The 14,008-nt window shown below is 64.2% G+C and carries 6 protein-coding genes; 3 read left to right on the top strand and 3 right to left on the bottom strand.

From position 1 onward, the window contains the following. Positions 1–97: 97 nt before the first annotated feature. The 3 genes from CVU60_06765 to CVU60_06775 are packed head-to-tail and all read left to right on the top strand — an operon-like array spanning position 98 to position 9,458. Entirely contained in the window at positions 98–5,455 is a 5,358-nt protein-coding gene (locus CVU60_06765) for an alpha-2-macroglobulin (GenBank protein ID PKN42382.1), read from the top strand. Next, the gene (pbpC, locus tag CVU60_06770; GenBank protein PKN42383.1) at positions 5,452–7,833 is read left to right on the top strand and encodes a penicillin-binding protein 1C; all 2,382 of its coding nucleotides are present in this window, start codon (positions 5,452–5,454) and stop codon (positions 7,831–7,833) included. The genes CVU60_06765 and pbpC overlap by 4 nt, the downstream gene beginning before the upstream one ends. 26 nt (positions 7,834–7,859) lie before the next feature. After that, the gene (locus CVU60_06775; GenBank protein PKN42384.1) at positions 7,860–9,458 is read left to right on the top strand and encodes a Fis family transcriptional regulator; all 1,599 of its coding nucleotides are present in this window, start codon (positions 7,860–7,862) and stop codon (positions 9,456–9,458) included. A gap of 241 nt (positions 9,459–9,699) precedes the next feature. Here CVU60_06775 and CVU60_06780 read toward each other — a convergent pair whose 3' ends face one another. The 3 genes from CVU60_06780 to CVU60_06790 form a co-directional block, all read right to left on the bottom strand. Then, complete coding sequence (locus CVU60_06780; protein PKN42385.1) at positions 9,700–11,142, bottom strand: sigma-54-dependent Fis family transcriptional regulator; 1,443 nt, start codon at positions 11,140–11,142, stop codon at positions 9,700–9,702. A gap of 25 nt (positions 11,143–11,167) precedes the next feature. Continuing rightward, positions 11,168–13,585 carry a histidine kinase gene (locus CVU60_06785; GenBank protein ID PKN42386.1) on the bottom strand — a complete coding sequence of 806 codons (2,418 nt, stop codon included), beginning with the start codon at positions 13,583–13,585 and terminating at the stop codon, positions 11,168–11,170. Positions 13,586–13,771: 186 nt separating this feature from the next. Then, positions 13,772–14,005 (bottom strand): hypothetical protein, encoded by a 234-nt coding sequence (locus CVU60_06790; GenBank protein ID PKN42387.1) that lies wholly within the window; start codon positions 14,003–14,005, stop codon positions 13,772–13,774. Between the last annotated feature and the right edge of the window lie 3 nt (positions 14,006–14,008).

Here is a 14,008-nt window from a genome sequence, read left to right on the forward strand (position 1 = left end):
GCAAAGTACGTCTGTTGAAAAGCGATGCCTTGCTTTTTGATCCGATCCTTGCCTATGCAGGGAATCCAACATTCATCTTCACGCGCGCGAGGTTCTCATGTCCACTCCCAAAAACTGGATCATTGCCCTGCTCCTTCTGGTCATTGCAGGCCAGGCCTGGCTGCTCTGGAACAGGGAATCTGGCGATGGGCCCAAGCCCCTTTCCGTGGTCGGCGTCAGCCTCGACAGCGCCATGCGCACCACCCTGGCCGTGGAATTCGATCAGCCCGTCCCGGACACCATTCGCGCGCAGGCCGCGCCCGCAGGCATAGAACCCAGTGCCGAGGGGCAATGGGTGTGGACCAATCCCTACACCCTGAAGTTTTTAGCCCAGACGCCCCTGCCGCTGGACATGCAGTACTCGCTGACCTTGAGCCCCGCTGTCTTTCCGGACGAACTCCTGCGCGCGGAACGCACGCGACTCATCCGCACCGGAAGCTTTGCCGTGCAGGAGATGACCGTCAACGAACTGGCCTCGGAGGCCGGGCCGGAAATGGTCGAACTGGAGGGCCGGGTCGTCTTCAACGCACCCGTGGACCCGGCCAGCCTGCTGGCCGCCATGAGCCTGAGCGAAGCAGGCGGCGACCCAGTCGAACTTTCACTCCTGACCCAGTGGCGCACCACCAGCTTCGGCTTCCGCAGCGCGCCCGTGCGCAAGGATACGGCCGGGCGCATCCTGACCCTGCGCCTGGCTCCGGAACTGACCGTGGCCGAAAAGAGCCTGTCCCTGGGGCAGGAATTCAGGCGGGACATCGAACTGCGTCTGGATCCGGTGCTGCGCATCGTCGACGTCAGCCCCCAGGCCGACAAGGACCAGTCACGCATCGACCTTGAATTTTCAGCACCCGTCAGCGCCGCCGCCATCCGCGAACTGCTGCGCATCGAACCCGAGACCCGGACCTCGATCTCCGCACACGGCAAGACCGCCTCCCTCGGCGGCAAGTTCGAGCCCGGTAGCACCTGCACGATCCGTATCGCCAAGGGCCTCAAAGCCGAGGATGGAGCCTTGCTGGAGGCACCCTTCGAGCAGACCCTGCGCATGCCGGACCTGCCGCCGAGCGTGGATTTTTCGTCCGCCGGCATGTTCCTGCCGCGTCAGGGACAGGGGCTTCTTGAGGTCGAATACGTCAACGCCGACTCGGTGGAACTGACCGTGAGCCGGATCTTCCCCAACAACCTGAGCACCCTCTTTCAGGACTACGGCTATTCCATCTTCGACAGCACCTCCGCGCGGGACTCCGTGCCGTATCACCTGGGCAGCGAAGTCCACCGCGAAACCTTCAGCGTAACCTCCGCGCCGAACAAGGTGCAGGAGCGGACCCTGTCCATGTCGGAACTCATCCCCGACCAGCGTCCGGGCCTTTACAAGCTTGGCCTGAGCCTGCCCGCGGATTATCGCGGCGCCACGCGCTGGGTTCTGCGCACGGACATCGGCCTGGTGGCCAAGGAGGACGGCGCGGGCTTTCTGATCTGGGCCAATTCCGTCCAGGATCTTCGCGCCCTGGGCGGCGTGGAACTGACGCTTTTGAGCTTCAGGAACCAGATCCTCGGCACCACCCGCACCAACGCCGAAGGCCTGGCCCGCATCCCCTACGCCGGACATGACGACGAGCTCGGCTCGCCGGCCATGATCCTGGCACGGCATGGCGAGGACTTCAGCTTCATCTTTCTGGACCGCTTCCGCATCGACACCACGGGACTCGACGTCAGCGGTACATCCCTCAGTCAGGCCGGATTGCAGGCCTACATCTACGGCAAGCGCGACATTTATCGTCCCGGCGAAACCCTGGACGCAGCGCTGCTGGTCCGGGACGGGCGCATCGGCACTCCGCCCGACCTGCCCGTGACCCTGGAACAGCGCGATCCCGAAGGACGCCTGCTGCGCACGCTCAACCTGGTCCTGGACCGGGGCATGGCCGGGCTGAGCCTTGACATCCCGGACTGGGCCCTGACCGGGCACTATCTTCTGCAGGCCCTGAGCGGCGGGCAGGTCATCGGTTCCTATGCCTATCAGGTGGAAGAATTCATCCCCGACCGTCTGAGCGTCGAAATCGCCTCTGCGGATTCCACGGGCAAACCCGGGGTCAGCCTGCCCTTTGAGGTCGTGTCGCGCTATCTTTTCGGCCCGCCGGCCTCAAACCTCGCCGTGACGGTCAAGGCGCGGCTGCTGGCCGCCGATTTCTCGCCCAAAGGTTTTGAGGACTACAGCTTCGGCGACCCTGGCAGGAGCTTCGAACCCCTGCCGCTGCTGGCCACCGATGGCCGCCTGGATGCCGACGGGCGGGCCTCCTTTGACGTGAGCATCCCGCAGGATCTGACCCCGCCGCTCGCGCTCTGGGCCGAATTCACGGGCCGTGTGCGCGAACAGGGCGGACGCGGCGTGACCGCCAGAAAGCGCATACCCGTGCACGCCTACGCCCTCTATCCCGGCATCAAACGGCCAGGGTCCATGGAGCTTGCCCCGCGCAAACAGGCCGTGTTCGAATTCGTGACGGTGAGCCCCGAAGGCGAGAGGACTGCACACCCGGAGCTGGTTGCGACCCTGTTCCAGGACCAGTGGCAGACGGTCATGCGCCGGACGCAGTCCGGTTTCAGCTACGAATCCGTCCGCAATCCCGTTGAGATCTCGACCCAGCGAGTGACGCCGGGCGACGGCGCAGGCTCCTTCTCCGTCACGCCTCCGGACTACGGGTCTTACCGCGTGCGCCTGAGCGACCCTGCAAGCGGGGCGGCCTCGGAGCTGGAATTCTACTGCGGCGGCTGGGGCTACTCGCCTTGGGCGGTCAAGAATCCGGCCCGGCTGGAGCTGATCCCGGACAAGGACGGGTATGTGGCCGGGGAGACGGCCTCCATCCAGATCCGCTCGCCGTTTGCGGGCAAGGTGCTGGTCACTGTCGAAGGCCGGGACGTGGAATATCTTGAAATCGTGGAATTGAACGGAAACACGGGCCAGCTGCGCATCCCCGTACGCGAGGAATGGCAGCCCAACGTGCATCTCACGGCCACCCTGGTCCGCCGGGCCACGGACATCGCTCCCGGAAGCGCTGGTCGGGCCTTCGGGGCCATACCCATTTTCGTGGACAGCCTCTCCAATCGCATGGGCCTGCGCGTCGACGTCCCGGACGAGGTCCGGCCACTGACGGATCTTGAAATCCGGGTCCAGGCCAAGCCCCGCTCGCGGGTAACCGTGGCCGTGGTCGACGAAGGCATCATGCAGCTGGCCGGGGGCAGAAACCCGGATCCCTTCGCCCATTTCTACGCCCAGCGCGCCCTGGACGTGATCAGCTACGACAACTTCGCCTTCATGTTCCCGCATGTGGGCGCATCGCGCCCCTTGGCTGGCGGCGGCGACGATCTGGGCGGGGCCTCCTCGTTCATGCGCACCGAAGGCATCCGCCGGGTCAAGCCCGTGACCTTCTGGTCCGGAGTGCTCGACGCCGGCCACACCGGAATCGTCAGGCACCGCGTCCGCCTGCCTGATTTCCAGGGCGCGCTGCGCATCGTCGCCGTCGCCAACCAGGGCAAGAGCTTCGGCACGGGCACCGCCATGACCCGCGTGCGCACGCCGTTGGTCCTGACCCCGACCCTGCCCCGCTTCCTGTCCCTTGGGGACGAGATCGAGATCCCCCTGACCCTGCGCAACGACACGCCCTCCGGCGGTTCCTTCCAGATCAGCGCGAACCTGACCGGACCGGCCTCTCTTGGAGACCTGCCCGCCCCCCTGACCCTTGAACCCGGGCAGGAAGACACCGTCTATCTGCCCCTGCGCTGCGGCACGGAGGAAGGTAAGGTCACCCTGACCTTTACTGCCACGGGAGGCGGCGAGACCGCCACGGCCGGAGAAGAGCTCGATCAGCGCTCCCCGTTGCCCGTAACCCGGACCATGGAGACCACGGCCCTTGAGACGGCTACGGGAGAAATCAGTGCGCCGGTGCCGGAGAACTTCCTGCCGGGTTCGGCCAGGCGCACGGTGCTCCTCTCCACCCGTCCGCTCATGCGCTATTCCGGACATCTGGAGAACCTGCTCGGCTATCCGTACGGCTGCGCCGAGCAGACCGTGTCCAAGGCCTTCCCGCTGCTGCACTTCGGGGCCCTGGCCCGGGAACTGGCGCCGGGACGCTTCAACGCCAACGGTCCAACAGGGCTGGTGCAGGTGGCCATCCGCCGCCTGCAGACCATGCAGACCCCGTCCGGCGGCTACGCATTCTGGCCGGGAGACAGCGATCCCGACCCGTGGGTTTCGGCCTATGTGTGCCATTTCCTGCTGGAAGCCCGCCTGGCCGGGCACACGATCCCCGAACGCATGCTCGAAGACGCGTTCTATTACCTTGAATCACTGGCAAATCCCGAAACCGGGAGCACGCAGCAAAAGACCGAGCAGGCCGCCTACGCGCTCTATGTCCTGGCTCTGGGCAAGAAGCCCAACCTCGGCAGCCAGGACTATCTGCGCGCGACCTTTGGAAAATCCCTGAGCGGCATGGCCAGGACCCTTCTGGCCGGGGCCTATCTGCAGACGAACAACCACGACGCGGGCTTTGCGCTCCTGCACGCGGCTCCGGCCGTCGACGACGCGCGCCGGGAGAGCGGGGGCAACCTTGGCTCGGGCCTGCGGGACAGGGCTCTCATCGCGCTCATCCTCCTTGAAAGCGTGCCCGACGATCCCCGTCTGCCGGAGCTCGCGACCCGCCTCGCAGGGGAACTTGGAAGCAACCAATGGCATTCGACCCAGGAGACGAGCCTGGCTTTCATGGCCATGGGCAAATACCTGACCACCCTGGATGACGGCCGTCCCTTTGCGGGCACCCTGACCTGGCCCGACGGAGCGCATGCATTCGAGGACACGAAGCTCTTCATGCGCGAGGGCATCGAGACCGCAGGCGCGCTGACCCTGGACAAGACGCCTGCCGACCGGACCGTCTTCGCCACCGTGCTGACTTCGGCCACGCCCAGGGCCGAGTCCCATGCCCCCTTCAGCCGGGGAATTGAAGTGGAACAGACGCTGCTGCGCGAAGACGGGCAGGCCCTCATGGACGACAGCGTAAGCCAGGGCGACCTGATCGTCATGCGCACCCGGGTGCGCAGTACCTCCGGACTCATCGACAACGTGGTCGTGCAGAGCCTGCTGCCTGCGGGTCTGGAAGTGGAGAATCCCCGCCTGGCAACCACGGAACGCCTGGACTGGATGGTGGATGAGCCCCTCATGGAAGGCCATCAGGATCTGCGTGACGACCGCATTCTCGTCTTCACCAGCCTGGACGGAAAGGGCTGGAAAACGCGCTACAGCGTGCTCAGGGCGATCACCCCGGGACGGTTCGCGCTGCCTCCGGTACAGGCCGAGGCCATGTATCATCCCGGCCTGCGCGCCGCAGGAACGCTTCAGGCCATCACCGTCCAGAGGGAAGCGCCCACCCCATGAGCAGATTCCTGCGGATCGCGGCGGCTCCATGGCGCAGGGCCACCGCGATCCTCATTTTGGCGCTGGGGCTCGCGGCATGCCTGGGGCTGCTCCTGGACCGCCTCTTCCCCTTTCCCATGGAACGCCTGAACGCACCCGCCGCCACCCGCGTCCTGGACCGGGACGGCAAGCCGCTGCGCTTCTTTCTGGCCGACGACGGGATGTGGCGGTTCCCCTTGAGCCTGAGCGAAGTCTCCCCGGAGCTGACCGCGGCCCTCATTGATTCCGAGGACCGCCATTTCTACCTGCATCCGGGCATCAATCCGCTGTCCGTAATGCGCGCACTGTGGATCAATGTCCGGCACGGACGGATCATCAGCGGAGCCTCGACCATCCCCATGCAGGTCGCCCGTCTGGCCGACCCGCGTCCGCGCACGCTGGGGGCCAAGATCGTGGAGGCGCTGCGCGCCCTGCAGCTGTGCTGGCATCATCCCAAGGAAAAAATCCTGCTGTGGTACGTCAATCTGGCACCCTTCGGCTCCAATGTGGTCGGAGTCGGAGCAGCGGCCTGGCATTATTTCGGCAAGGCCCCGGACACCCTCTCCCTGGGGGAGATCGCCCTGCTCTCCGTCCTGCCGCGCTCACCGACCCGCTACAACCCGATCAGGAATCCCGGACTCGCGCGCGAGGTTCGCGACCGGGTCCTGGACCGTTTCGCGGCGCATGGCGTCTTCGATCCGGCCCGCATCGCCGAGAGCAAGACCCGCCCGCTGCCGGGCCGCCGCGCCTCCGTGCCGCAGGACGCGCCGCACTTCAGCCGCTGGGTGCGCACGCGCCTGCCCGAAACGGCGGTGATCCGCAGCAGTCTGGACAGACGCGCCCAGGACATCACCGAGGCTCTGGTCAGGGGACGCATGGAAGGCCTGCGCCGTCAGGCCATCGGCAACGCGGCAGCGGTGGTGCTCGACATCAGAAGCCGCGAAATCCTGGCTTACGCCGGATCGGCTGACTTCTGGGATGACACCCGGCAAGGACAGGTCGACAATGCGCTGTCCAGGCGCTCCCCCGGATCGACCTTGAAACCCTTTCTCTACGCCCTGGCCTTTGACCAGGGGCATCTGGTGCCGGACTCCATGCTTCTTGACGTGCCCACGGATTTTGCGGGTTATGTCCCGGAAAACTACGGCCAGAACTTTCAGGGGCTGGTCAGCGCGCGCACGGCCCTGGCCACCTCCCTCAATGTCCCGGCGGCACGCCTGCTGAACCGCTGCGGGCTGGTTCCCTTTCACGGACTGCTTGCCCAGGGAGGTCTCTCCACCCTGGACAAACCGGCGAGCCATTACGGACTGTCAATGGCCCTGGGCGGCTGCGAGGTGCGGCTGCTGGAGCTGACCAACCTTTACGCCACCCTGGCCTCCGCCGGAGTGCACAGACCCGTTTCGCCCCTTGCCGGAGGAACGGACAACCTCGAAAAGGGCGCCCGGCTTTTCTCCGCCGAAGCCTCGGCCATGATCCTCGGCATCCTGGCCGGGACCAGAAGACCCGACCTGCCCGACGCCTGGGAATTTACCCTCATGGCCCCCAAGGTGGCCTGGAAGACCGGGACATCGTTCGGACACCGCGACGCCTGGGCCGTGGGCGTAAGCCGCGATCTGGCCATCGGGGTCTGGGTCGGCAATCCCGACGGTTCGCAATGCATGAACATCTCCGGAGCGCGCCACGCCGGCCCCCTGCTCTTCGACCTCTTCCGGTCCCTCTCCCCCGGGACGACGGGCCTGCCAGCGTTCCCCACGCCCGCGCTGCAACGTGTCCAGGTCTGCGCCGTCAGCAGGGAACGCCCCGGCCCCGGCTGCCCTGTCACCACGGCCAGCGTCATAGCCGGAGTGACCATGCTGCCGGTCTGCGGCATGCACAGACAAATTTTCGTGAGCCCCGAGACGGGCCTGCGCCTGCACGGAGACTGCCTGCTCCTGAAGGAATCACGACCACAGACCGCGCTGATCTGGCCGCCCGAGCTGGTGGCTTTTCGCCACGCGCAGGGTTTGAGCCTGCCGGGGCTGCCGGGCATAGATCCCGACTGTCCGGACGTGCCGGAGGAAGGCGGCCCGATCATCCAGTCCCCGTCCGCCGTCACGCCCTACCAGATCCGCCCCGACGCGCCCCCGGAGTTTCAGCGGCTGTCCCTGTCCGCGGCCGGAGCAACGGGCGCGGCCGTGCATTACTGGTATGTGGATGGCCGTCATGTGGGCCGGACCGACCTCGATACACCCTGCTTCATTCCCCTGCAGAGCGGCACGCACGAGGTCGTGGTCACCGACGATCACGGACGCAGCGCCCGCTCGACCTTCACGGTACGCCCGGCAACCAAGGCCGACCTTGGCAGCCGGGAACAGCCCTGATAGGCACCTGTCATTCCGGAGGGTCCATGGCCATCAAGCTGCATCTCGTCTTTCAGGATCGCGTCGGCATCGTCGCCGACCTGTCCCGCCGCATCGCCGACCGCAAGTTCAACATCGTGGCCATGGAAGTGGACCGCGTGGACGACTTGGCCCATGTCTATGTGGAAGCGGAAGACCGGCAGCCCGAGGCCCTGCCCACGGACTTGCCCGACGCCATCGGCGACATCCCGGGCCTGCTCACCTCGCGCACCATCGACACCCTGCCACAGGAAGAACAGGCCAGACGGTTGCGTGTGGTTCTGGACAACATCGCCGACGGCGTCGTGGCCGTCGATGCGTCCGGACGGGTCACGACCATCAACGCCTCTGCCTGCCAGATCCTGAATCTGGATCAGGACAGTGTGCCCGGAATGGACGTGCGCGAACTCGAACTCGGGGACACGGCCATTCTGGACAGCCTCGCCGGAAAGGAAAGCGGGGATGTGAAACGCACCTTGGTCACGCCTTCGGGACGCTTTCAGTATTTCGCCACCTGCCGCCCCATCCGCGACGCCGAAGGACATATCATCGGAGCCGTCGAGATCGCCAAGGACATGCAGGAGATCCGCATGCTGGCCCGCAGCATCTCCGAGCCCGCACAGATCAGCTTTTCGGACATCGTCGGCCAGAACCAGAATATCAACAACCTCATCGGATACGCGCAGCTCATCGCGGCCACGGATTCCATCGTCTGCATCCGCGGCGCGTCCGGCACGGGCAAGGAACTCTTTGCCCGGGCCATGCACACGGCAAGCGGGCGCTCCGGCCCGTTCGTGCCTATCAACTGCGCGGCGCTGCCCGAGCAGCTTCTGGAAAGTGAACTCTTCGGTTATGTGGGAGGAGCCTTCACGGGTGGTCTGAGGGACGGCAAGCCCGGCCTGTTCGAGGTTGCAGGGGAAGGCACGGTCTTTCTGGACGAAATAGGCGACATGCCGCAGCCCTCGCAGGCCAAAATCCTGCGGGTCATGCAGGATCACTGCGTACGGCGCATCGGGGGCTCGCGAGAAATACCCATTCGGGCACGGATCATCACCGCCACCAACGGCAATCTGGAGAAAATGGTCGAGGAGGGAACCTTCCGGCAAGACCTGTACTACCGCATCAACGTACTGCCCATCCATATCCCGCCATTGCAGGAGCGCCTGGACGACATAGGCCTGCTGGCCGAGCATTTCCTCTTCACTCTGGCCTCCCGCATGGGACGACCGGTCAAGACCCTCAATGCGGAAGGCCTGGCCAAGCTGTGCGCCCACCACTGGCCCGGCAACGTGCGCGAACTCAAGAACGTGGTCGACCGCGCCGCCATCCTCTGTCCGGGGGAAAGCATAGACGAACGCTTTCTGGTCCTGGCCCACGAGCTTGGTGACCGCATTCCCGGGCAAACTCGGCACGCGCAGGCCGCCGAACCTGGAAAACCCATCAAGGAACAGCTGGACCGCCTGGAAAAAGACATCCTCGAAAACGCCCTGACCCGCGCCAAAAGCGTCCGCCAGGCCGCCCGAACCCTGGGCCTGTCCCACACCGCCATCCTGAACAAAATCAAAAAACACGGCCTGCGCGTGTCCAGAAACGTCCGCGTCGAATAGATTCAAAAGGAATTTTAGGCACGCCTCAAGGCCCGTTGTCGCCATGGATTTGAGACGCGTCGGCTATCTGACCGAACCAGGCATCGTTTGCCGAATCGTTGCCCACGCGCGGCAGAAATTTTTCGCCCTGCACGCAACGATTCAACTCTACGAGGCCGGAGAGGGAGTTCCGGCGGGTCTCAAACCCATGGCGACAACGGGCCGCGTACCACAAATTGTAAGGAAAGGATTCGAATCGATTTCAATCCCGAAATCGCGCAGCGCTTTCGCCCATACGCGAGAGAATTTTCTGCAGGGCCACGCGGGAGATGCCCGAGACGCGGGCGGCTTCGGACACGTTGCCCCTTGTCTGGGCCAGAAGTTCGTGAATGTAGGCCTGGGTGAAGGTCTTGACGGCTTCGGCTTTGGCGTTTTTGTAAGCGGCCAGGGGAGCTCGGGGTGCGGCGGAACAGGATGCGTCCGCTCCCCCCTTCCCCGCGCCCTGACAAACCAGGCGGACAAGATTCATATCCACCCGCTCCATGGCTGCGAAAACGGTCAAGCGCCGCACGAAATTCTGCAGCTCACGGACGTTCCCTGGCCATGGCTGGGTGGCCAGCCAATGCATGACCTCCGGATCGACCTCCTTTTCGGCCAGCCCCATTTCCCGGCAGGCCACCCGGAAAAAATGCCCGGCCAGCAGGGGAATGTCCTCCGTTCTTTCGCGCAGGGTCGGCATGGTGATGGAAAGGACGTTGAGACGGTAGTAGAGATCCTCGCGGAACGTCTTGGCGCGGATAGCCGCCTCGAGATCCTGGTTGGTGGAGGCGATAAGGCGCACGTCGACCTGAAAGGACTTGCTGGAACCCACGGGGCGAACCTCCCCGTCCTGCAGCACGCGCAGCAGCTTGGTCTGGACTGCGGACGAGATGTCGCCGATCTCGTCGAGGTGCATGGACCCCTTGTTGGCGGCGACGAAGAGCCCCTTGTGGTCGCGGTCGGCGCCAGTGAACGAGCCCTTCATGTAGCCGAAAAGCTCGCTTTCCAGGAGGTTTTCGGGAATGGACGGGCAGTTGACCGACAAAAAAGGCTTGGCTGCCCGGCTTCCGAGACGGTGAATCAGGCGAGCCACCAGTTCCTTGCCCGTGCCCGACTCGCCGCGGACGAGTACGGTGTACGCCGACTGGGCCACGGCCGCCACGGTCCGCTTGAGCTGCCGCATGGCCGAACTCTCGCCGACAAGCTCACCGCCAGCCTCCTGTCTGGCCAGGGTTTCGCGCAGCTGGCTGTTCTCCTCCAGCAGGCGGCTGCGCTCGAGCCCTTTGCCCACCACCCGAAAAAGCTGCTCGGGCTCGATGGGCTTTGTCAGAAAATCATAGGCTCCGATCCGCAAGGCTTCCACCGCGTTCTCGATGGTTCCGTAGGCGGTCAGGACGACCATGCTCAGACCGGGCTGCACACCAAGGGCTTTCTTGAGTAGCTGCATGCCAGTCATTTCGGGCATGCGCAGATCTGTTATCATGAGGTGCACGGCCTTTTCGGACAGGACCCGCAATGCTTCCTTGCCGGTCTGGACGGGAATGACGTCCAGACCGGGAAAGTGCCTGTCGATGAGACGCGCCAGTCCTCTGGCAAAATCCCCTTCGTCGTCAACGACTACGACCCGATTTTCCGTCATCCGGATCGAAGATTTCACATCATTCATACGTTCCTGACCTTAGAGGTTCAAGTTACGACAGGGACTCCGGGGGCGCGGCCGGCAGAGTCACGACAAACTTCGCGCCGCCCACGGCCGATCGCTCCACCTCGACCTCCCCGCCAACGTCCCGCACCATGCCGTAGACCACAGCCAGCCCCAGTCCCGTGCCCGAGCCGATAGCCTTGGTCGAATAAAAGGGATCAAAGATATGCGGCGCGTCCTGGGCCGACACCCCCGGACCGTTGTCCTCAACGACGATCTTCACGTTGCCGTCTCCGGGTGTGACGCGGACCACGATCTCGCCCTCCTCCTCGCTCACCGCATCCAGGGCGTTGATGACGAGATTGCTGACGACTTGCTCCAGTTCCCCGATACCCAGACGAACGCATAACGGTCCGGAGGGGCTTTCAAGCCCAAGCCGCACGTGCTTCTTGGCCGCCTGGACCGAAAAGACGTCACACACGGACGCGGCCACGGCGCAGGCATCCGAGGTCCCCGATCCGGCGGTCTTGGGCCGCGCGAAGTTGAGAAGTTCCTGCAGGACCCGCTGGGCCTGACGCGTGTGCCGCTCGATGATGTCCAGGTCCGCCGCCTGCTGCTGGTCGGTGAGAGACTGGCGCAGGAGGCCCGCGTAGCAGAGGATCACGCCCAGGGGGTTGTTGATCTCGTGGGCCAGCCCGGCCGTGAGCTTGCCCACCGTGGCCATCTTCTCGGAATGCCAGACTTGGGTGCGCATGCGCTTTTCCATGGTGGTCTCGCGCACGTAGACCACGACGCGGTCGGTCCGGGGCTCCTGGCTGCGGACCGGATACATGGACAGGGAGAAGGACCTGCCGCAGGGAAGCTCCACTTCGCGCTGATCCGGCCCCCCCCGGCGGATGGCCTCGAGCATCGGGCAATTGCCGTCGACCGGGTCGAAAAAGATGGCCAACATGTTCCCGTCGGTGCGCGTCCCGCCCGTCAGTTCCGAGGTCAACTGGCGGGCGGCCTGATTTACGGTCAGCACGGCGCAGCTCGCATCCATGAGCGCAAGCGGATCGGTGATGCCCTCCACAATGGTTTCGAGCACATTCATCTGCCTGAGCAGGCTGTCGATGGCCGTAAGGTTCTCCGCGGCCGTGCCGAGTTGCCGTCCCAAGGCCAGAAGCACGCCCCGATCGTGGATGGAGGCTTCGGCCTCTGTGTCCCAGTACAGGCACAAAATGCCCTCGGCGTTACCGGAACTCGACTCGACAGGCACGAAAATCCGGGATCCAAGCTGGATGCAGGCGCTTCCGGTCAGCACATCCACGTAATCGTCCGGGAGTTCTGGAGCCCCCTGGGACTCTGGCCAGACGTAAAAATTCTGGGAGGCCATGGTGCAAACGTAGGCGATCCCGCGCGCCTTGAAACGCTTGCAGATTTGCGGCAGGGCGAAACTCCACAGTTCCGCGCGGGAGGCGCTCTGCCTCATGTCCTCGAGCAGCTTCACGAAGAGATGCACATCGGCCTGCCGGGCCTCGACCTCGCGCGACAGGGCATCGGTGCGCTCATCAACCATGACGCGGAGATTCTCCGCGTAATCCTGCAGCTGTCTGCGAGCCTCGAAGAGATGTTCACTCATCTGTTCCATGCCGCCGACCAGCTCTTCGATCTCGTCGTTCTTCTCGAACTTGTGCAGCAGCGCAGTTCCTTCGAAATCGGCCATGTTCACCCGAAAGATATTGCTCAACCTCTTGAGATTGTTAACGACAAGTATGCGAAACAGCACGTTCGTCGCGGAAAAAAACAGCAGGGCCCCCAAGGCGAAGAAAGCAAAATACGTCAAAATGGTCTGCTGCACCCGCCCCACGCTGCTGTGCACGGAGATGCCCACAAAATCGACGCCTGCAATGGCCCCGAGCTGCTTGCCGAAGCCCCGATGACCATACAGGTCGATAAGCTCCCGGGGTGCGTTCTCGGGTTCGCCGTGGCAGTACATGCACTCTCCGTCGAAGCGTACGGGCCGGGCCTTGACGTAGAACTTCTCGCCTTTGATGAGCTTGTACCCCTGCCACATGACCTGCTCGGAATTGATCCTGAAATAGCGGATCAGATCGCGCTCGTGCTCGTTGGCCTCGTAGGCGGGGTTGCGGGCGTCAATAGCCACGCGGCGGTAGATGGTGCCGTCCCGGTTGTCGTTGACCGGGGCCATGATGGTCCTGGAAATGAAAGACGAGGACATGGCCTCGATGACAAACGAGGAGGGAAGGCGTTCGTACATGGTCGGTCGTAGCACGTCGCGCACGTAGTGCTGGATGGAGTCCACGTGGGTGAAGATCAGCAGCGCCTTGTCCCGCACCTCCTCCTCGAGCACGTTCTTCATGTGCAGGTAGAAACCCGTCGAGAAGGCAATACCCAGGATGATGGACGCCAGGAGCAGGCCGGAGATAAATTTTGTCTGGATCTTCGAAGGCTTGGGGATATGCATGCTCTGTCCTGGGGTGAAGCGGCCTCCGGGCCTGACGGAAGGTCCTCGTGGACGCGGAAGGTCGGCCCGGCCGCCGGACGTCCCGGCCTTGGGATGCGTCCGTCCCTCCTTTAGGATGGAAGAGCCCGCTCTATCAAGCTCCCTCTGGCCGCCGCCCTGTCCCGAACCGTCGCCCCGCCGTCCTGCCTATTCCTTCTCGAGGGCGAAACGCAGGTATTCCTCGCTTTCCTTCACCTGTTCGACATCGGTGTAATAGTACCGCGTGGGGTCGATGCCGTTGTTTTCCAGATACACGGACATGCGGTGCAAAATTCCACAGGAACTGGTCAGCAGAGGCAGGAACAAATAGACGAAGGCCAGGGCCGTACCAAGAGCCAAGGCGAAATTCCTCAGTCTTTCAGGCAGGCTTTTCTCGTTCATTGA

This window comes from Deltaproteobacteria bacterium HGW-Deltaproteobacteria-18, from assembly GCA_002841885.1.
In the GTDB taxonomy this organism is placed as follows: Bacteria; Desulfobacterota; Desulfovibrionia; order Desulfovibrionales; family Desulfomicrobiaceae; genus Desulfomicrobium.

Coding starts and splice junctions, on each gene's coding strand:
- CVU60_06765 (PKN42382.1), top strand. CDS start 98: ATGTCCACTCCCAAAAACTGGATCATTGCCCTGCTCCTTCTGGTCATT.
- pbpC (PKN42383.1), top strand. CDS start 5,452: ATGAGCAGATTCCTGCGGATCGCGGCGGCTCCATGGCGCAGGGCCACC.
- CVU60_06775 (PKN42384.1), top strand. CDS start 7,860: ATGGCCATCAAGCTGCATCTCGTCTTTCAGGATCGCGTCGGCATCGTC.
- CVU60_06780 (PKN42385.1), bottom strand. CDS start 11,142: ATGAATGATGTGAAATCTTCGATCCGGATGACGGAAAATCGGGTCGTA.
- CVU60_06785 (PKN42386.1), bottom strand. CDS start 13,585: ATGCATATCCCCAAGCCTTCGAAGATCCAGACAAAATTTATCTCCGGC.
- CVU60_06790 (PKN42387.1), bottom strand. CDS start 14,005: ATGAACGAGAAAAGCCTGCCTGAAAGACTGAGGAATTTCGCCTTGGCT.